This is a genomic window from Asticcacaulis aquaticus (assembly GCF_028550415.1).
In the GTDB taxonomy this organism is placed as follows: domain Bacteria; phylum Pseudomonadota; class Alphaproteobacteria; order Caulobacterales; family Caulobacteraceae; genus Asticcacaulis; species Asticcacaulis aquaticus.
Map to the genome: position 1 here is coordinate 109,810 of NZ_JAQQKX010000011.1, position 19,266 is coordinate 129,075.

15 protein-coding genes are annotated in these 19,266 nt (G+C 61.0%); 10 read left to right on the plus strand and 5 right to left on the minus strand.

Translation table 11 applies throughout. The annotated features are described in order from the left end of the window. Window positions 1–2: 2 nt before the first annotated feature. Window positions 3–413 carry a DUF6157 family protein gene (locus PQU92_RS13640; RefSeq protein WP_272748798.1) on the minus strand — a complete coding sequence of 137 codons (411 nt, stop codon included), beginning with the start codon at window positions 411–413 and terminating at the stop codon, window positions 3–5. A gap of 49 nt (window positions 414–462) precedes the next feature. After that, a complete protein-coding gene (locus tag PQU92_RS13645; protein WP_272748799.1) occupies window positions 463–1,776 on the minus strand; it encodes an AmpG family muropeptide MFS transporter in 1,314 nt (437 codons plus the stop codon). A gap of 242 nt (window positions 1,777–2,018) precedes the next feature. On the opposite strand from PQU92_RS13645, the gene PQU92_RS13650 reads away from it, so the two are divergent. From PQU92_RS13650 to PQU92_RS13670, 5 genes are all read left to right on the plus strand, one after another. Then, window positions 2,019–2,912, plus strand: a complete 894-nt coding sequence (locus tag PQU92_RS13650; RefSeq protein ID WP_272748800.1) for a glycine--tRNA ligase subunit alpha — start codon at window positions 2,019–2,021, stop codon at window positions 2,910–2,912. Between the two features lie 5 nt (window positions 2,913–2,917). Beyond that, the gene (gene glyS / locus PQU92_RS13655; RefSeq protein WP_272748801.1) at window positions 2,918–5,197 is read left to right on the plus strand and encodes a glycine--tRNA ligase subunit beta; all 2,280 of its coding nucleotides are present in this window, start codon (window positions 2,918–2,920) and stop codon (window positions 5,195–5,197) included. A gap of 306 nt (window positions 5,198–5,503) precedes the next feature. After that, window positions 5,504–8,170, plus strand: a complete 2,667-nt coding sequence (gene ppdK / locus PQU92_RS13660) for a pyruvate, phosphate dikinase (protein WP_272748802.1) — start codon at window positions 5,504–5,506, stop codon at window positions 8,168–8,170. Window positions 8,171–8,544: 374 nt separating this feature from the next. Then, entirely contained in the window at window positions 8,545–8,949 is a 405-nt protein-coding gene (locus tag PQU92_RS13665) for a hypothetical protein (RefSeq protein ID WP_272748803.1), read from the plus strand. 82 nt (window positions 8,950–9,031) lie between these two features. Continuing rightward, window positions 9,032–9,718 carry a helix-hairpin-helix domain-containing protein gene (locus tag PQU92_RS13670; RefSeq protein ID WP_272748804.1) on the plus strand — a complete coding sequence of 229 codons (687 nt, stop codon included), beginning with the start codon at window positions 9,032–9,034 and terminating at the stop codon, window positions 9,716–9,718. A gap of 1 nt (window position 9,719) precedes the next feature. On the opposite strand, the gene PQU92_RS13675 is transcribed toward PQU92_RS13670, so the two are convergent. Beyond that, window positions 9,720–10,661 (minus strand): NUDIX hydrolase, encoded by a 942-nt coding sequence (locus tag PQU92_RS13675; RefSeq protein WP_272748805.1) that lies wholly within the window; start codon window positions 10,659–10,661, stop codon window positions 9,720–9,722. Window positions 10,662–10,670: 9 nt separating this feature from the next. Further along, window positions 10,671–11,300, minus strand: a complete 630-nt coding sequence (locus PQU92_RS13680) for a YfbR-like 5'-deoxynucleotidase (protein WP_272748806.1) — start codon at window positions 11,298–11,300, stop codon at window positions 10,671–10,673. A 181-nt stretch (window positions 11,301–11,481) separates the two neighbouring features. On the opposite strand from PQU92_RS13680, the gene PQU92_RS13685 reads away from it, so the two are divergent. Beyond that, complete coding sequence (locus tag PQU92_RS13685) at window positions 11,482–12,321, plus strand: universal stress protein (RefSeq protein WP_272748807.1); 840 nt, start codon at window positions 11,482–11,484, stop codon at window positions 12,319–12,321. Here the strand turns inward: PQU92_RS13685 and PQU92_RS13690 are convergent. After that, window positions 12,318–15,875, minus strand: a complete 3,558-nt coding sequence (locus PQU92_RS13690) for a tetratricopeptide repeat protein (protein WP_272748808.1) — start codon at window positions 15,873–15,875, stop codon at window positions 12,318–12,320. The genes PQU92_RS13685 and PQU92_RS13690 overlap by 4 nt on opposite strands. 246 nt (window positions 15,876–16,121) lie before the next feature. Here PQU92_RS13690 and flbT point away from each other — a divergent pair, with 246 nt between their 5' ends. The 4 genes from flbT to PQU92_RS13710 all read left to right on the plus strand — a co-directional run bounded on the left by flbT (window position 16,122) and on the right by PQU92_RS13710 (window position 19,143). After that, a complete protein-coding gene (gene flbT / locus PQU92_RS13695) occupies window positions 16,122–16,547 on the plus strand; it encodes a flagellar biosynthesis repressor FlbT (protein WP_272748809.1) in 426 nt (141 codons plus the stop codon). After that, window positions 16,507–16,917, plus strand: a complete 411-nt coding sequence (flaF, locus tag PQU92_RS13700; RefSeq protein ID WP_272748810.1) for a flagellar biosynthesis regulator FlaF — start codon at window positions 16,507–16,509, stop codon at window positions 16,915–16,917. Before flbT ends, flaF begins: the two co-directional genes overlap by 41 nt. Before the next feature lie 226 nt (window positions 16,918–17,143). Then, complete coding sequence (locus PQU92_RS13705; protein WP_272748811.1) at window positions 17,144–17,974, plus strand: flagellin; 831 nt, start codon at window positions 17,144–17,146, stop codon at window positions 17,972–17,974. A gap of 335 nt (window positions 17,975–18,309) precedes the next feature. Continuing rightward, on the plus strand, window positions 18,310–19,143 hold the full coding sequence (locus PQU92_RS13710; protein ID WP_272748812.1) for a flagellin: 834 nt from the start codon (window positions 18,310–18,312) through the stop codon (window positions 19,141–19,143). Window positions 19,144–19,266: the final 123 nt, after the last annotated feature.

A 19,266-nucleotide genomic window follows, 5' to 3' on the forward strand; every position in this document is an offset into this window, starting at 1 on the left:
CCTTAGGCCGTCTCAACCGCGCGCCGGTTGCGCATGGCCTTTTCGACCCTGACCTCCGGGTCTTTCAGGAACTTGTGATAGGCGACGGAATCGGCGGGGTAAATGGCGATCTTACCCGCGTGATTATAGTGGGCGCCGAAACCGTAGGTCTTGGTCAGGGGCGAGGCGCGCATGCACGGATGGCCCTTCGATAAAAACGCTGCGCGGGCCGCAACATCCTCGCGGTCGATGCCGTTTTTCAGCGCGTGAACGGTGAAGTTCAGATCGTCGATCGTGTATTCGTAAGGATGCGCTTCCAGCAGATCGAAGTGTAGTCGCGCCAGCGTCCTTGGGCCGTCCTTGTGCGGCGGTACGGTGCCCTGACGGGTTTTCGAATCTTCGGCTATCGTAATGAAGGTATTGGTGATTTTCATTTCGGCCCTGCTACTTTTTATTATAGCGCCGAACGAAGATACACCCGTTTCAGGCGCTTTTAAATAGCCCACGATGCCGCAGCATCAGACAAAGAATCAATGCGGGAATCCCGGCAAGGGCCGTGCCGACAAAGAAGGCCTGATAGGCCCCGAACAGCCCCAGATCGGGTGTCATCGAATCGACGATCTGCCCCGAAAACCCTTTCAGCAGCTTGCCGGCAAGGTCGGCGGCTGAATACATCAGGGCGAAATGGGTGAGAGTGTGTTCCTTGACCGTCAGGCGGGTCAGGAAGGCGATGAAGGCCGTTTCAGCGATGCCATTGGCGATATTGTCGACGATCAGTGTACCGCCGAACACCGACACCTCGCCCGGATAGCTGGCCATCAGCGCAAAGCATATATTCGACAGGGGGCCGGTTACCGCCCCCAGCCAGAAGGCGCGCTCGATGCCGAGCCACAACAGGCACGCACCGCCCAGAGCCACACCGGCAAACGAGGCTGCCAGCCCGATGGTCGAGCGCACATAGGCGATGTCGGCATTGCTCAGGCCGGTATCGCTATAAAGCGGTCCGGCGACCGGGCCGATCAGATAGTCGGGCAGGCGATAAAGCGCCACGGTCGCCAGTATCCACCACGCCAGAGAAGAACCTTTTTGGGTGTGTTCGCGGAAGAAGCTTTTCAGCGGTTCAGTGACATAGGTGTCGAAGCTGTAGGGCACTTGCGGCGTCAGGGCCTCAGCGGTTGACGGGCGGGCGATCAGGGTCGCGCCGACCCCGATCAGCATGAGCACCGCCAGACCGGTGACCGTTGCAGGCCAGCCATAGGTTTCCGCCGGCAGCAGGATCAGAGAGCCCGACACGATGGCCGCGACCTTGAAGCCCAGCGAATAAAGGGTGGGGTTGAGCGCTTCGGCGGCCTGACCTTCGGTCTGTTCGATGCGCCAGGCATGGATAGCGATTTCCTGAGACGCGGCGCTCAGGGCCAGCACCAGAGTCACCGCCACAAAGGCCCAGATGTTGCCGCCAGGGCCGATGGCGGCCATGCCGATCAGGCTGAGGATCACGCCCGCCTGCGCCAGCAACATGAAGGATCGCCGCTGCCCCAGCCAGGCGTGCAGGATCGGCAGGCGTACCTTGTCCATCCACGGCGCCCACACGACCTTGAAGCCGTAGAACAGGCTGATCCAGCCCATATAGCCGATGATTGTCAGGCTGATGCCTTCCTCACGCATCCAGAAGCCGAGCGTCGCCCCGGTCATCAGGAACGGCAGGCCCGCGGAAAACCCCAGCACCAGAAGCAGCCAGGCGTTTGGGGTTTTCAGGGCGGCGAAGATGTCGCGGGCGGTGGGTTTGGTTGAAGCCATCGGTGCGTCTCCCCCTCTCCCCATGGGGGAGAGGGTCGGGGTGAGGGGGCAACACCGGAGCCGGGCATTTTGCCCCCCCTCCTGACCGGCCCTTCGTGCCACCTTCTCCCCACTGGGCTAAGGGTGGTAGAAGCAAAGCGCGATTCTCCGCGATCTGAACAGGTTTTCTTTGCACCCGAAGCTTGCCCGGTGCGGCGCACCTCTCTATGGTCGCCGCCAAACCAAATTACGGCTTAAAATCTATGGCTAGAGACACCAAAGCGCCCCTTTCGTTTCAGGACCTGATCCTGACCCTGCACCACTACTGGAGCCAGCAGGGCTGCGTCGTGCTGCAACCCTATGATGTCGAGGTGGGCGCGGGCACCCTGCACCCGGCCACCGTTTTGCGGGCGCTGGGCAAGAAGCCGTGGAAGGCCGCCTATGTGCAGCCGTCGCGCCGCCCGGTCGACGGGCGTTATGGCGAAAACCCCAACCGCCTCCAGCACTATTATCAGTATCAGGTCATCCTGAAACCGAACCCGGATAATCTTCAGGACCTCTATCTGGGCTCGCTGAAGGCTATAGGGCTTGATACCGACGTGCACGATATCCGCTTCGTCGAGGACGACTGGGAAAACCCGACCGTGGGCGCGTGGGGCCTCGGCTGGGAAGTGTGGTGCGACGGCATGGAAGTCACGCAGTACACCTATTTCCAGGGCGTTGGCGGCATCGAGGTCGATGTGGTGTCGGGCGAGCTGACCTACGGGCTTGAGCGTCTGGCCATGTATCTGCAAAACGTGGACAATGTTTACGACCTCAAATTCAACAATGACGGTGTCAAATACGGCGACGTGTTCAAGGAGCAGGAGCGTCAGTTTTCGGCCTTCAATTTCGAGGCCTCCGACGTGGCGACCCTCAAGCGTCAGTTCGAAGACATGGAACGTCAGGTCACCAAGATACTGAACACGGAAAATTCGCTCGGTTACAAGCTTGTTCTGCCGGCTTACGACCACGTGCTCAAGGCGTCGCACCTGTTCAATCTGATGGACGCCCGCGGCGCCATCGCGGTGGCCGAACGGCAATCCTATATCGGCCGCATCCGTGATCTGTGTAAGGCCTGCGCGCTCGAATGGGCGGCTCAGGAAGAGGCGCGTTAATTCTGATGGCACAATTACTTATCGAAATTTTCTCCGAAGAAATCCCCGCGCGCATGCAGCTTCAGGCCGCGCGCGATTTCGAACGTCTGTTCGGCGACAAACTCAAGGCGCAGGGCCTGACGTGGGAAACGTTGAAGGCCTATGTCGGGCCGCGCCGTCTGGCCCTGCACGTCGAAGGCCTGCCACTGGAGCAGGCTGCCGTATCCGAAGAGGTCAAGGGGCCGAAAGAGGGCGCACCGGAACAGGCCATGGCCGGGTTCCTGCGCAAGGTCGGCCTGACTCAGGACCAGCTGGTGCTGGAAAACGGCGTGTGGCTGGCGCGGATCGAAAAGCCTGCCAAACAAACCGCCGAAGTCCTGCCGGGCATCCTTGAAGAGGTCATCCTCGCCTTCCCGTGGCCGAAGTCGATGCGCTCGGGTATGTCGAGCTTCCGCTGGGTGCGTCCGCTGAAACGCATCATCTTCCTGTTCGACGGCGCGGTGATTCCGTTCGAAATCGGTGGCGTCACGTCGGGTAACCTGACTCAGGGCCATCGTTTCCTGTCGTCGGGCGAGCCCTTCGCCGTCAGCGATTTCAAGTCGTACAAGCAGGGTCTGAAAGACAATTTCGTCATCCTCGACCACGCCGAACGTCAGTCGATCATCATCGAAAAGGCGCACAAGGTCACGTCTGAGGCCGGGTGCGCCCTGATGGAAGACCATGGTCTGCTCGAAGAGGTTGCCGGTCTCAACGAATGGCCGACGCCGCTGCTCGGCGATATGGACCCGAAGTTCCTGACCCTGCCGCCGGAGGTCATCAAGACCTCGATGCGCACGCACCAGAAATATTTCGCCGTCCGCGATCTCTCGACGCAAAAAATGGCCGCCAAGTTCCTCATCGTCTCGAACATGAAGGCTGCCGACAAGGGCGCGGAAATCAAGCGCGGCAACGCCAAGGTGTTGTCGGCGCGTCTGTCGGACGGGGTGTTCTTCTGGTCCGAAGACAACCGCAAGGGCAATTTCGATCAGTGGCTTGAGAAGCTGAAAGGCGTCACCTTCCACGCCAAGCTGGGCACCATGGCGCAACGCGTGGCGCGCATCGAAGCGCTGGCCGGGAATCTCGCGCCGCTGCTGCGCGCCGATGCGGGCATGGCGAAGGAGGCCGCGCGTCTGGCCAAGGCCGATCTGGCCTCCTACATGGTCGGGGAGTTCCCTGAACTGCAAGGGATCATGGGCGGCTACTACGCCGAAGCCGCCAAGCTGCCCGGCGATGTGCGCGACGCCATCCGCGAACACTATAAGCCGCAAGGGCCCTCCGACTCGGTACCCGAAGGCGCGGTGTCGGCGGCTGTGGCCTTGGCCGACAAGATCGATACGCTGGTCGGGTTCTTCGCCATCGACGAAAAGCCGACGGGCTCGAAAGACCCGTTCGCGCTGCGTCGGGCGGCGCTGGGCGTGCTGCGTATCCTGCGTCAGCACAATGTCCGTGCCTCGTTGTCGGACATGGTGGCGCTTTGGTATCAGACCCTGCTGATCTATGCGGGTCCGGATCAGGCGGTCTATGTCGACACCGAAAACTGGCGCGGGTCGGCCGGTCCGCGCTGGGCCGAAGGCGAGACGGAGGTCTATGAGAACTATCTGCGCGACTTCCGCGCCGGTCTGCAGGAAAGCCCGGTCTGGGTCATCCCGACCGACCGCGACTACGATCTCGATATCAAGTTCGAGCACGTCACCAACGCGCCGAAGGTGGACAACGCCCGCCTGAGCTTCCGCGACTACCGCACGGTCAGCGCCGAATTCGCCGACTTCTTCGCCGACCGTCTCAAGGTCATGCTGAAGGATGAAGGCGTGCGCTTCGACGTCATCGAAGCCGCCTTTGCGGCCAAAGACGACGATCTGGTCCGCACCATCGCCCGCATCCGTGCGCTGGAAGAGGTGCTGGCCGGTGCCGAAGGTGAGGCGCTGGAGGCCGGGTTCAAGCGCATCGCCAATATCCTCAACGCCGAAACCAAGAAGGGCGCGTTGCCCGATCATGCGCCGAAGGTTCTGCCGGGCGCGCCTGAGGTCGAGGTGACCCTGGTCCACAAGGCCCTGTCGCTGGCCCCAACCCTCGACAAGCAGGTCGATGATGAACGCTTTGCCGAGGCTCTGACGGCGCTTTCGGCGCTGCGTCCGGATATCGATGCTTTCCTTGACGGCGTGCTGGTCAATTCGGAGGTGCCCGCCGAACGCGAAAACCGTCTGGCCTTGCTGAACGCGCTACGCCGCCTGATGGACAGCGTGGCCGACCTATCGAAGCTGGCCTGAAACGGATAATCTGATGAAATGCGGTAGCTTTCCAAGCTGCCGCGTTTTCGTTTTGCACGTGTATTCGGGCTTTTACGGCCACAGTAAAGGGGTTGTGATCACCTTGCCGGAGCGGCACCCCTTGAGGCACGCCGCCACAATGGTATACATATTGCGCTGCAATGTAGGCGGACCAACAGTAAAGAATTTTTACAATAATCTATTTAGGCGTGATCGCCAGCGTGTTTATATGGCTCACAAAAAGCCACATGAAATATTTTCATGTAAAAACAATAATATATCAGACAAATGAAAGAGGGATTTTCGATGTCGAAACACTGGGTATACGCCTTCAAGGCGGGCGCGGCGGACGGCGATGCGACGATGAAGAACCTGCTGGGCGGCAAGGGCGCCAACCTGGCCGAGATGTCGGCCCTGGGGCTGCCGGTGCCGGCGGGCTTCACCATCACCACCGAAGCCTGCGTCCATTATTATAAGAACGACAAATCCCTGCCGGACGATCTGGTCGAACAGGTCGCGACCGCGCTGAAAAATCTGGAGACCTCGACGGGCAAGGGTTTCGGCTCGGTCGAAAATCCGCTGCTGGTCTCGGTGCGTTCGGGCGCGCGCGCCTCGATGCCGGGCATGATGGACACGGTCCTCAATCTCGGCCTCAACGACGCCACCGTCGAAGGTCTGGCGGCCCTGACCGGCGACCGCCGTTTCGCCCTCGACTGCTACCGCCGTTTCATCACCATGTATTCCAACGTCGTGCTGGACCTCAGCCACCACAATTTCGAAGACGTGCTCGACGACCATAAGGACCGTCTGGGCGTGTCGATCGACACCGACATCACGGCGAAGGACTGGGAACGCATCATCGTCGACTATAAGGCGTTGGTGAAGCGCGAACTGGGCCACGACTTCCCGCAGGACCCGCAGGACCAGCTGTGGGGTGCGGTCAAGGCCGTGTTCGGGTCGTGGATGAACGACCGCGCCAAGTTCTATCGCAAGATGCACGACATCCCCGAAGACTGGGGCACCGCCGTCAATATTCAGTCGATGGTCTTCGGCAATATGGGCGACACCTCGGCGACCGGCGTGGCCTTTACGCGCAACCCCTCGACGGGCGATGCGTCGCTGTACGGCGAGTTCCTGCTCAACGCGCAGGGCGAGGATGTGGTGGCGGGCATCCGTACGCCGCAGACCCTGACGGTCAAGGCGCGCGAAGAAATGGGCGAGCGCAACCCCTCTATGGAGGAGGCGTTGCCGGACGTTTTCGCGCAGTTCAAATCGACCGTCGAAAAGCTCGAAAACCACTATCGCGACGTGCAGGACGTGGAGTTCACGGTCGAGCAGGGCAAGCTGTTCATGCTGCAAACCCGCAACGCCAAACGCACCTCGCGCGCGGCGCTGAAAATCGCCGTCGACATGGCTCGAGAAGGCCTGATCACGCCGCAGGAAGCCCTGATGCGGCTCGATCCGTCGGCGCTGGATCAGCTTCTGCACCCGATGCTCGACCCCAAGGCCGAGCGCGTCCTGATCGCGCGCGGTCTGCCGGCCTCGCCGGGCGCGGCCTGCGGCAAGATCGTCTTTACGGCTGATGACGCCGTGCGTCTGGCCGCCGCCGGTGAAGACGTCATCCTCGTCCGCGACGAAACCTCGCCGGAAGACATCCACGGCATGCACGCCGCCAAGGCCATCGTCACGGCGCGCGGCGGTATGACCTCGCACGCCGCGGTCGTGGCGCGGGGCATGGGGCGTCCGTGCGTGTCGGGGGCCGGGGAGCTGGTCATCTCGACCGAGCGCGGCGAGTTTTCGACTCGTGGTCAAGTGTTCCGCTTCGGCGACATCGTGACGCTGGACGGCTCGACCGGTGAAATCCTCAAGGGCGCGGTCCGCATGATCGAGCCGGAATTCTCCGACGACTTCCATCAGATCATGGCCTGGGCCGACGAATTCCGTACGCTCAAGGTGCTGACCAACGCCGAAACCCCGACCGACGCCAAAACCGCCGTTGGCTTCGGCGCCGAAGGCATCGGTCTGTGCCGCACCGAGCACATGTTCTTCGACGAAGAGCGCATCACCGCCGTCCGCGAAATGATCCTCGCCGATGACGAAGCCGGTCGCCGCAAGGCCCTGGCCAAGCTGCTGCCGCACCAGAAGTCGGATTTTGTCGAGCTGTTCAAGATCATGAACGGCCTGCCGGTGACCATCCGTCTGCTCGATCCGCCGCTGCACGAGTTCCTGCCGCATACCGCCGACGATATCAAGGCCGTCGCCGAAGCCACGGAAGTGTCTGAGGAAAAGCTGCTCAAGCGGACCAAGGAACTGTCGGAAACCAACCCGATGCTGGGCTGGCGCGGCTGCCGTCTGGGGATCACCTTCCCGGAAATCTACGAGATGCAGGTCGAGGCGATCTTCGAGGCCGCCGCCGACGTCAAGGCCGAAGGGTTCGACCCCAAGCCCGACATCATGCACCCGCTGGTCGCGACCAAGGAAGAAATGGCCAATCTGGTCGCCCTGACTCGCCGTATCGCCGATGGCGTGCTGTCCAAGCGCGGCGCATCGGTCGAGTACAAGGTCGGTACCATGATCGAGCTGCCGCGCGCCGCCCTGCTGGCCGACAAGCTGGCGGAATCGGCCGAGTTCTTCTCGTTCGGCACCAACGACCTGACCCAGACGACCTATGGCATCAGCCGCGACGACTCGGGCCGCTTCCTGAACCCCTATATCGAAAAGGGGATTTTCGAGAAGGACCCGTTCGTCTCGCTCGATCCCGATGGCGTCGGCGCGCTGATCGACATCGCCCGCACCAAGGGCCGCACGACCCGTCCGGATATCAAGCTGGGCATCTGCGGCGAGCACGGCGGTGACCCGGCGTCGATCGCCTTCTGTCAGAAGGTCGGCCTCGATTACGTCTCCTGTTCGCCGTACCGCGTTCCCGTGGCGCGTCTGGCGGCGGCTCAGGCGGCCATTAACGTCGGTAAATAAGCGGTTGATTTGAATTTATAATTGAACGTCCGGTGTCTTTGGCATCGGACGTTTTTTTTTTGACCACGAAAAACACGAAAAGCACGAAAACGCAGGCTGATATATCTTCGCCCGAAGGGCAAATTTTCAACAGTGTGACCATTCAGGTTTCAAGCGCTTCGCGCAGAAGATGACGCATCTTTTTAGTGCTTTTCGTGTCGTTCGTGGTCAATCCTTTTCTCTTCAATTCCCCCCTCAGGGGTATGTCTTGGCGCTGTCATGCAGAGCCGATAGGGTGCAGGGCAATAAGTGTGTCTCCGGCGCTATTGTCAGCCGCCGGGATTTGGGGTTAACTCGTTAACGATTTTCATCGGCGGTATTTCGAGGGGTAGGACATGTCGTCGAAGACGGTATGGGGATTGGGATTATTGCTGCTGGCGGGCGGTGGCGCGGTAAGTCTGTACAAGATGCTGCCGCCACTTGAAGCCTCGCTGACGGAGCGCGTCGATACGGCGCTCAAATCCGAGGGCATCGACGATGTGAATGCGCGCGTCGATGGCCTCAATGTTCACTTAAGCCTCAAGGCCGGAGCGACGCCGCCCAGTGCTACCGCGCGTCTGGCGCAGGCCGCCGCCGCTGTGCGCGCCTTGCAGCCGGAACTGCCGGACACGATCAAGGCCTATGCCCCGCGCGGCGAAGGCTATCTGTACGGTCCGGCGCTTGATGTCGTGACCGATACCACGCAAAAACCCATCAGCATTGCCGTCGGAAAGGTCGATCATGCTCTATCTGATCTTTGAATTGCGCTGGCTGCTGCTGGGGGTCGCGGTGCTGGGGCTGGCGACGGGTTTCCTCGCGCGCCGCGCCGGTTAAGGGGGATTTATGTTACTGCTTATCCTGCAATCGGCGGCCTTGCTGCTGGGGGTGTTTCTGATCAGTGGCGCGGTCGGCTGGCTTTTGTCGCCCAAGCCGAAGCGCAAGGCGCACCGGGTTTCGGTCTTTGATGACGCACCTGTGTTTGCGGCACCCGAGCCCGTCCGTCAGACGGAGTCCGATCCGATGGTCGCCGCCGCCCGTCAGATGACCTCGGCGGAAATCATTCCGCTGCGTCCGGTCGCGACGACGGCCCCGGTGGCTGCGCCAGTGGGCGTGTCGACCGAACTCGAACCCGCCATCATGGCGCATATCGAAGCGCCGGTCGTTGCCACAACGGTGGTCGCGGAACCGGTTTTGGAAACGCTAGACCGCACGTCGCGCCCCAAGGCGTCGATGCTGTCGGCCATGACGCCGGAAAGCGTCGAAGCCGCCGTCGAACAAGCGGGGACGGGGCTTGAACCGCATCGTCTGCGCGGGCCGGACGGCAAGGCCGACGACCTGACCCTCATTTCGGGTATCGGGGCACCGAACCAGAAAGAGTTGAACGATCTCGGCATTTTCCATTACTGGCAGGTGGCCAGTTGGACGCCGGAACACGTAGCCTGGCTGTCGGCGCGCATCCATTCGGCCAAGCGCATCATGCGCGAAAACTGGATGGCTCAGGCTGCGAAAATGGCCGCCCGCGCGGCTTAAATTAAGCGCGCGGCAGGCTCAGGCCAAGCGACGGACTGAAGCGGAACTGATCGCGGTTATAGGCGTACAATTCCGCCGGTCGCCCGCCGGTGTCGTCGCGGTAGGCCGCCGTCGGGGTAACAAACCCCGTCCGTTCCAGCGCGCGGCGGAAGTTCTGCTTGTGCAGGCCGAAGCCCGATACAGCTTCCAGAGATTTTTGCAATTCCAGCTGCGTAAACCGTTCAGGCATCAGCTCGAAAATCACCGGGCGGTATTTTAGTTTACCTCGTAACCGCGACAGACCGGTGGCGAGGATGCGGCGATGGTCGGACATCATCTCGCAACCGCTGGAAACAGATGTTTGCGACGGTCGTGCGGATTCCCCGATCAGTCCGGCGCTGTAGAGCAACTCGTAACGATCCAGCACGCGCTCTTCGTTCCAGTGGTCGGCATCAGCCGGAAACAGGGTCTCGATCCGTCCCCGGCGATCGGCGGTGGACGGTAGGTCCGGGGCATCGTCGCACCACTGACGCAGGGCCTGACGTAAGCCAGACAGGGTCGCGGGCTCGCCCTTGCGCCAGTCTTCCCACGGGAAAAATGCCGAATAGGGCCGCCACGATGCCGATAAGGCCGACTGAAAGGCGCTGTCCGAGGTCAGGGCCAGATAGCCAAGCGAAATGACGCGTTGCTGTTCGTCCGGACCTTCGGGGGCCAGAGAGCTGAGGCCCTGACGGCCTTCGTCACCAAAGGAATAGAGCTGTTCGACATAGCCGGGCGAAAAGCCGGTCTGTTCGGCGACAAATGCCCGCACGGCAAGGTCGAACGTCCGGTGCGCCTCGGGCATGAACGGTCCCGACGGCAGGGCCACCCGCCGGTCGGGCAGGTTCAGGCACAGGACCATCGCTTCGTTGTCCTTAATGGTGACAACGACGGCGGACAGTTCGATGGTCAGGCTAACGGACAAACGAGGCCCTCATAATTGCGCGCTTAACCGTTCGCTTAAAGCCTCGAACCTGTCAACGAATTGCACGCAGGCCTCGCGTGTAGGCAGGGGATCGATGGTCAGATGATAGCCTTCCGGCGGTTGGCCGAAGAACTGTCGTGCTTCGGCGTCTGAAAACCCGACCAGTTGCGTGGCTTCGAAATAGGCGCAGGCGTGATCGGCGCGCTTGATCAGGGTCTTGATCGCGGCAGGTATTTTGGCGGGTAGGCCGAAGCGGATATGAATCGCCTGCTCCAGATGATCCTCGAAGCGGCGGTAATCGAGCCCCAGAGCCGCCTTGAACGGGGAAATCATGTCGCCGATGACGTATTCCGGCGCGTCGTGCAGCAGCGCCACCAGCCGCCATTTTGTGTCCAGCTCCGGCTCGATATGGGCGCAGATCTCTTCGACGATCAGGCTGTGCTGGGCGACGGAAAAGCCGTGTTCGCCGGTCGTTTGCCCGTTCCACCGCGCCACCCGCGACAGGCCGAGGGCTATGTCGTCGATCTCTATATCCATGGCCGATGGATCGAGCAGGTCGAGGCGCCGGCCCGACAACATGCGCTGCCAGGCGCGCGGTGCCACCACAGCGGATTTAGACGGGCGAGGGCGCACAGGCATTGGAACTCACGAAGGATTGACGGAAAACTTATGGCTTGAGGCCATATGCCGCGTGCCGAAAATGGCCGGATGGGTCTATATTCAGGCAATGTTGACGCGTATCGCGGCGACCGGATCATAGCGATTTAGCCGGTTCGTGACACGCCGAAATGCAGCTATGCACAAAAACCGGAGGCCCGCCATGACCGATACCCCTGCAACCGCACCCGCTCAAAGCTGGGCGCGTATTTCCATACCGGTATCGGGTTCGGACTCCGAAGCGGTCAGCGTCGATATCGCCGCCAGCGTCGCGGCGGGCTTTGGGGCGCAACTGAACTTCCTGTTTGCGCCGCCAGATCCGGCCGAACTGGCCCCGTGGCTGGGCGAAGGGTTCATGGGCACGGTGCAGGTCGCCGCCATGGATGGCCTGAAAACCGCCGCCGAAGAGGCCGAAGCCGCCGCGCGCGAGGCGTTCGACGCGCTCGGTTACGACAGCAAGGTCTTCCTGCCGCTGAAATCACCGGTGTGGCAGTGTCTGGCGGTCGAGACGCGCCTGTCCGATCTGGTGGTTTTCGGGGATGAGAGCGCGCGCGGACGCGGCCTTCTGTCCGAGGCGTTCCAGCAGGTGCTGATGGAAGAGCGTGCCGGGGTGTTTATCGCCCGTCAGCCGTTCGACCTGTCCGGCCCCGCCGTCGTGGCGTGGGACGGCAAGGAGCCGTCGTCGCGCGCCGCCCGCCGCGCCATTCCCTTACTGAAAAAGGCCTCGAAGGTCGTCATCGTCGGCGCGCCGGTCGGCGAAAGCCCCGCCGATCTCGGTAAGCTGGCGCGCTACTATATGCTGCACGGCCTGAATGTCGAAATCGACCTGCTGTCCAAGACCAATGATCTGATCGGGGCGCTGGTCGAGGCCAATAAGCGGCATGGCGCGCAATATATGGTCGCCGGGGCCTTCGGGCGGTCCCGCCTGCGCGAATTCGCCTTCGGCGGCACGACGCGCGCCCTGCTGCATAATACGAACCTCAACCTCTATATGGCGCACTAAACGCTCGATAAGCTTAAGGCCTTGAGGCTTATCGCCACGTGTGAGAGCAGGGCGGCCCAGTCGTTATGCTGCGGCTGGAACAGGCGGACCTTGGGGTACCAAGGATAATGATCCGTCCCGAGCGTCGTCCACGTGCCGGTGGGCAGCAGCATCCACACCGTCGCCCCTGTCGCGGCGGCGATTTGTGTCGTGGCGTTCGACGGGCCGATGATCAGGTCGAGTGCGGCGCAAAGCGCACTCAGTTCGTCCAGATCGTTCATCAGATCGATCGGCGGATTGTAGATATGGTATCCGGCGGCCTTCGCCTCGGTCAGTTCGGCCTCGACATCGCCATATTGCAGATTGACGAAGACCGGGCCGGATTGCGACAGGATCGGCGTCCACTGATCGAGCGCCGAATAGAAGCGTGACCGGCGGCTGTCGTTCTTGAGGCTCTTCCACAACAGCCCGACCTTGGGGCCGTCACCGAATTTGGCCAGTTCCGCGTGCCAGAAGGCCACGCGCGTCGGGTCAGGTTGAAGATAGGCACCGGAGGCCGCGAAGGCCGCTGTGTCATTGCGATAGACCGGCAGGAAATCGCCCAGCAAGACCCATTCATCAATCGTTGATAATTCAAGATCCGGCACGCTGCGGTGGCGCAGACCGTCTTCAAAGCGCGTATGGTGGGCTAAAACCGTCGCTTGCGGGGCAGCGCGTTTGAACAGCGGCACCAGACGCGGTTCTACCGCCAGGGTCAGATGTCCCTCACCCAGATCGCGCAGGACATCCGGCAGCAGGGTTGCCAACATGACTTCGTCGCCAAGGCCTTGCTCCGCGACCACCAGCAAACGCCTTCCATCAATCGTTGATTTTGGATCGTGACGCGGCACATTGATCTCATGGACCACGGCTTGCGGTGTCCCCTGCATATGCCGCGCCTCATAGGCCTTCCAGCCATCGGCGACGCGCCCCAACGCCAGATAGGCATAGGCCAGCGTCAGTTCGGCGGATCGCAGGTTCGACGGTTCGCTGAACCGGTCGAGGCAGACCTCGATATCGGGCAGGGCCTGGTCAGCCAATCCTTGCTCCATCCACGCGCAGGCGCGGTTGAAACGCGCCGCCAGACTGTTGTCGAGGTTCACTGCCTCATTGAAGAATATCAGGGCGGTATCGAGGTCGCCCTGAGCCATCAATATGGTGCCCAGCGTGTCCCACAACTCGCTCTGTTTCGGATATTCGCCGAGATAGGTTTGCAGGGTTGCGATGGCGACGTCGTATTTCGACTGCTCGCGCAGGGCCGCCGCATAGTAGTTGACAGCGGTCAGGTGCGTCGGGTCGCGGGCGATGACGTGGGCGTAGAAGCGTTCCGCCATATCGTACTGACCGATGCGGAAGGCCAGTTGCGCCAGATCGGCGGCGATATCGAGCGAGTCCGGCTCAAGGCCCAGCGCCCGCTGATAGGCGTCGAGTGCTTCGGGCAGGCGGTTGAGGCGGTCGAGGGCGGTGGCCAGAGCCTGCCACGCGCCGGAATGGGTGGGTGCCACGTGGGTCAGGGCGCGGGCCTGCGCCTCGGCGTCGTCCCAGTCGCGCATGAGCAGGGCGCGTTGCACCTGCTGATAGGTGCGGGCGAGATCGGCGGCGGGCGGGGCATCGATCGCTACAGCAATCTCCTCGATCAAGGCCTCGTGCATGGCGGTCAGGGCCGGGGTCCAGTCGCTGAGGTCCGGATTGACGAACATGCGCGCCACGGCGTACCACGGATAATAGTCGGTCCCCAGCATCGGCCACGAATTGGGCGGGGTGAGCAGCCAGATCGGCGTCCCGACGCCGGCGGCGATATTGCTGGTGGCATTCGACGGCCCCAGCACCAGATCGACGGCGGCACACAGGGCGCTCAGGTCGTCGAGGTCCTGTTTGAGGTCGATGCCCGGCGGGTTCCAGATCGTCAGGCCTTCGCGCGCCGCTTCGGCCAGTTCGGCGCTGGCGTCGCCATATTGCAGATTGACGAAAATCAGCCCCGGCGTGCGCAGGATCGGCTTCCACGACTCGAACGGCGAGTAGTAGCGGTCGCGGCGGGAATGCTTGACGAGACTCTTCCACAGGAGGCCAATTTTGGGGAAGGGCCCCAGCTTGTCGAGTTCGCCCTTCCAGTAGGCGACGCGGTCCGGATCGGGGGTGAGGAATGCCGTCCGTTTCGGGAAGTCGGCCACGGTCTTGCGATACTTCGGCAGGAAATCGCCCAGAACCGCAAAACCGGAATAGGGTGCAACATCAGTGATTTCCGGATAGAATCTCACCTGATAGGTACTGTGTTTGGCGGTCAGGTGCGGCGTGACGTGCGCTTGCGGGTACGACCGCTGGAACAGCGACACCAGACGCTTTTCGACGGCCAGAGTCAGCTTGCCGTCCGGGCCCAGCTCTTCCAGCAGATCGGGCAGGAGAGTCGCAAACAGGATTTCGTCACCCAGCCCCTGTTCGGTTGAAATGAACACCGACTGACCGCGCAGATCGGCCATGACATCCAGTTGCGGGATGTCGGTGAGGTACTTCATGCCGTCGTGGCCGTGGGTCTGTTTGCGCGCCTCGTAATATTCCCAGCCGCGCGCAAGATCGCTCTTGAGGAAGTAGTTGAAGGCCTGAGCCAGTTGCGCCGCTTCGACGTGATTGGGGTCTTCGAACCGTTTCAGCGCTTCATCGAGGCTCTCTATAGCCTCATCGACGCGGCCGATATTGCCGAGGATCAGGCCGCGGTTGTGCCAGATCTTGCCGTTGCTTTTATCGTGTTTCAGCGCCTCGTCGAAGAAGATCAGGGCCGTGTCGAGATCGCCCTGGGCATTCAGCACCGTTCCCAGCGTGTTCCACAGGGCGGCATTGTCCGGGGTCTGCTCCAGCGCCGGGCGCAGAACCTCGATGGCGTCCTCAAGGCGGCTCATCTCGCGCAAGGAGCTGGCGTAATTGTTGATCGCTTCCGGGTGAAACGGCTCACGCTTCAGGACGTAGCGGTAGAACTGTTCGGCGTTTTCGTGCAGCCCCATGAAAAACGCCAGTCGCCCGATATCGTTGGCGATGCCGATATTTTCCGGCTCAAGCCGCATCGCTGCTTCGTAGCAGGAAAAGGCACCGCTCAGGTCGCCGGATTTTTCGCGACTGATGGCCAGTATGTGCCACGCCGTGGCGCATTTCTCGTCGACCTCCAGCGCCTTGAGCGCGTCGTCCCCGGCCTCTTTGAATTCGCTGTCCTTGAGGTGGACGAGCGCGTCCTTCAGCTTATGGAGCAGCTCAAGCTGCTTGATGTGGGCCGTGGTCTCCAGCAGCACGCGCAGGGCCTCGTTCGACAGGGAGTCGCCGAGGATGATCGACTGATCGTCGGGATTGCCGACGGGCTGGGGCAGGGCGGCGTCGCCGGATACCCGGATTTTCGCCGGATCGAAGGTCGCGGCAGGCTTCGGGTCGGGGCCCGGCTCGGGGTTTGGGGCGACCGCCGGCGTCAGGTGCCGGGCGATTTCGGGCGGCAGGTCGAAGGGAATCGCAGCGGGCTTTTGACCGGATGTCATGGGCCAGGTTTTTTTCGGCATATCCAGCTCCCGCAGCAAGGCCTTGTATTATAAGCAGATTGCGGCAATTTCATCAAAAAAGCGACATTCTGCGATAGTCATGTCATCCTTATGGCTTGATTCGATAAGACCACGGTAACGGACACGGCGTCATAAACTTGCTGCCGCCCGCGTCGCCTGAAACCTGGTGTTAACTGTGTAAGGGTTAAGTTCGTCTCAGGCTGTGTCCTGAAGCGACTGTTTCAGGCCGTGGCCAAGGGGATATCTATGCCGCTCAAACTCTCGCTCAAGCCGGGTGAAAAATTCGTCCTTAATGGTGCGGTCGTGCAGAACGGCGACCGTCGTTGCTCGCTGGTCCTGCAAAACAAGGCTTCGGTGCTGCGTGAAAAGGATATCATGCAGGCGTCGGAGGTCACCTCGCCCGCCCGCCACATCTACTTCCCGGTCATGATGATGTACCTGGACGAAGCGGGCGCGGAAAAATACTACGACGAATTCCTGACCCGGATGACCGAGTTCATGAGCGTCATTGCCAATCCGGCGGTCCTGGCCGATTGCGTGCTGGTCTCCAAGGCCATCATGGGTCGCGAATACTACAAGGCCCTGATGGGCGCCCGTAAGCTTATCGAATACGAAGACGAAAGATTATCGAATGTCTCTACAAGCCTACCAGAAGGCGACGCTGCGGTCTGAAGATCCGCGTCAGACGGAGTACCGCCTTTTCGGACAGGTGACGCGGGCTCTGATGGAGGCCGATCGTCTGGACAAGAGTGAAATCGCCAAGCGCATGGATGCGCTCGACTGGAACCGCCGCCTGTGGTCGGTGCTGGGGTCTGACTGTGCGCTGGCCGGCAACGGCCTGCCGGAAGGCCTGCGCGCGCAGATCATTTCGCTGTCGATCTGGGTCAACCGTCACACTTCGATGGTCATGCGCTCGCAGGAGGACATCCAGCCGCTGATCGAGGTCAATCGCCTGATCATGCAGGGTCTGGCGCCGCGTGACACGTCGTCGCCCGCGCAGGATGCGGCCTTTGCCGGCACGGTGCGCGGCACGTTGGGTTAATTTTTCCCTTAAGCAATATTTGCCGGGTAAGTCTTAATTTGAATGGCGAGAATCTCTGATTCTCGTCATTTTCAATTATAAAATAACCAATAAAAACAACCTATTAAATATTTAACAAAGTCTTCCGTTCTGGCACTGGCATTGCAGTGCTGAGGGTCAAGCCAAAATGGCTATGCGGCAAAATTGCCGTTTGAAACCCGACCAGAATGGAAAGGACGCTACGTCGATGTCGAATGTATCGATTAACACCAATGTCGGCGCCATGGTGGCGCTGCAAAACCTTAACAAGACCAACAGCGATCTGCAGACGACTCAAAACCGGATCAATACGGGCCTAAGAGTAGCGAGCGCGAAGGACAATGGCGCCATCTATGCCATTGCCACCAAGCAGCGCTCGGATGTGGCGTCCCTCGGGGCGGTCACCGACTCGCTCGACCGCGCTAAATCGGCGGTCGATGTGGCTCTTTCGGCCGGCGAAAGCGTCTCGGACATGCTGATCCAGATGAAGGAGAAGGCGCTCGCGGCGTCCGACACCACGCTCTCAACCATCAGCCGCAACGCGCTGAACGAAGACTTCAAGGCCCTGCGGGATCAGATCTCGAAGACGGTCTCGAATGCGACGTTCAACGGTGTGAACCTGATCAAGAGCGGCGCGGCGAACATCGCGCCCCTGGCCAATTCCGACGCCTCGTCCTCGCTGACGGTGGCGGCTCAGGATCTCAGCCTGACGGGCAGCAATATCACGCTGTCGGTAGGTTCGGTATTCACCTCTGCGGCTCAGGCGAAAACCATCGCCGACGCGGTGGCTGTATCGATCGAGAACGTCTCTGCGGCTCTGGGTCGTCTGGGCACTTCGGCAAAATCGCTGGAGGCGCATACGGTCTTCATAGGCAAACTGTCTGACTCGCTGGAAGCCGGTATCGGCAACCTGGTGGATGCGGACCTGGCGAAGGAAAGCGCCAAGCTGCAAGCCTTGCAGACCAAGCAGCAACTTGGGGTGCAGGCCCTGTCCATCGCCAATCAGGCGCCGGGCATCGTCACCAGCCTGTTCCAGTAAGCGTAAACCGGAGCGCCCGCCCGCCATCTTTGCGGGGCTGGGCCTCCGGTCTCTTTTTGCCATTTTTTTGTCGCGCATTTAATTCCAAAAACCGCTGCACACTTTTTGGAACGCGCTCTGGGCAAAATATGCCGAGGTGGGCAAAAATTGCCGCGCACGGGCAAAAAATACCCAGTCAGTGACGTGCTTAACGCATATATAACGCAATAATTTCAAATATTTATGGACGATTTTAAAAATGGCCGCAGTGGCCCGTCCCTTGCAGCCTTGAGGTCAGGCAAAATGCCGCCGAACGACAAAATGTCTTCGGTTCATCTAGAAGAAGGACTAGAATCATGGCGCTCAACAGCGTGAATACCAATTTCGGGGCTATGGTTGCCCTGCAAAACCTGAACAAGACCAACTCTGACCTGCAAACGACCCAGAACCGTATCAACACGGGCCTGAAGGTCGCCAGCGCTAAGGACAACGGTGCGGCTTACGCCATCGCGCAATCGCAACGTTCGGAAATTACCTCGCTGAACGCGGTTCAGGACTCGCTCTCCCGTAACCAATCCGTCGTCGACGTGGCCGTCTCGGCCGGCGAAGGCATTTCCGACATGCTCGCGCAGCTGAAGGAAAAGGCCCTGGCCGCTTCCGACACCACGCTGAACACCACCAGCCGCAATGCGCTGAACGAAGATTTCAAGGCTATTCGCGATCAAATCAAGAAGACGATCTCGAACGCTTCGTTCAACGGCGTAAACCTGCTGGACGGTTCGAAGACGGAAATCGCGGCCCTGGCTAACGCCTCGGGCGGCGGTCTGACCGTTGCGGCTCAAAAGCTGTCGGTCGGTGGCACGAACTCGGCCATCACCCTGTCGGCTGCGGCCGTTATCGACACCGTGACCAAGGCTACGGCGGCGATCTCCACCCTGAACACTTCGATTGCCAACGTTTCGGCTTCGCTCGCGAAGCTGGGCACGTCGTCGAAGTCTCTGTCGAATCACGCTTCCTTCATCGGGAAGCTGCAGGACTCGCTGGAAGCCGGTGTGGGTAACATCGTCGACGCCGACCTGGCGAAGGAAAGTGCCAAGCTGCAAGCGTTGCAAACGAAGCAACAGCTCGGCGTGCAGGCGCTCTCGATCGCCAACCAGTCGACCTCGACTGTCCTGAGTCTGTTCCGTTAATGGATTGAGAGGGGCGGGCGCGTTCGGGCGCGCGTCCCTCTTTTTCTTTAAGCTGAACTCAGCAGGCTCTGTCTATTGACGCGCATCTTTTCCGAAAACCGCTTCACACTTTTCGGGATGCGC

Coding starts and splice junctions, on each gene's coding strand:
- PQU92_RS13640 (WP_272748798.1), bottom strand. CDS start 413: ATGAAAATCACCAATACCTTCATTACGATAGCCGAAGATTCGAAAACC.
- PQU92_RS13645 (WP_272748799.1), bottom strand. CDS start 1,776: ATGGCTTCAACCAAACCCACCGCCCGCGACATCTTCGCCGCCCTGAAA.
- PQU92_RS13650 (WP_272748800.1), top strand. CDS start 2,019: ATGGCTAGAGACACCAAAGCGCCCCTTTCGTTTCAGGACCTGATCCTG.
- glyS (WP_272748801.1), top strand. CDS start 2,918: ATGGCACAATTACTTATCGAAATTTTCTCCGAAGAAATCCCCGCGCGC.
- ppdK (WP_272748802.1), top strand. CDS start 5,504: ATGTCGAAACACTGGGTATACGCCTTCAAGGCGGGCGCGGCGGACGGC.
- PQU92_RS13665 (WP_272748803.1), top strand. CDS start 8,545: ATGTCGTCGAAGACGGTATGGGGATTGGGATTATTGCTGCTGGCGGGC.
- PQU92_RS13670 (WP_272748804.1), top strand. CDS start 9,032: ATGTTACTGCTTATCCTGCAATCGGCGGCCTTGCTGCTGGGGGTGTTT.
- PQU92_RS13680 (WP_272748806.1), bottom strand. CDS start 11,300: ATGCCTGTGCGCCCTCGCCCGTCTAAATCCGCTGTGGTGGCACCGCGC.
- PQU92_RS13685 (WP_272748807.1), top strand. CDS start 11,482: ATGACCGATACCCCTGCAACCGCACCCGCTCAAAGCTGGGCGCGTATT.
- PQU92_RS13690 (WP_272748808.1), bottom strand. CDS start 15,875: ATGCCGAAAAAAACCTGGCCCATGACATCCGGTCAAAAGCCCGCTGCG.
- flbT (WP_272748809.1), top strand. CDS start 16,122: ATGCCGCTCAAACTCTCGCTCAAGCCGGGTGAAAAATTCGTCCTTAAT.
- flaF (WP_272748810.1), top strand. CDS start 16,507: ATGTCTCTACAAGCCTACCAGAAGGCGACGCTGCGGTCTGAAGATCCG.
- PQU92_RS13705 (WP_272748811.1), top strand. CDS start 17,144: ATGTCGAATGTATCGATTAACACCAATGTCGGCGCCATGGTGGCGCTG.
- PQU92_RS13710 (WP_272748812.1), top strand. CDS start 18,310: ATGGCGCTCAACAGCGTGAATACCAATTTCGGGGCTATGGTTGCCCTG.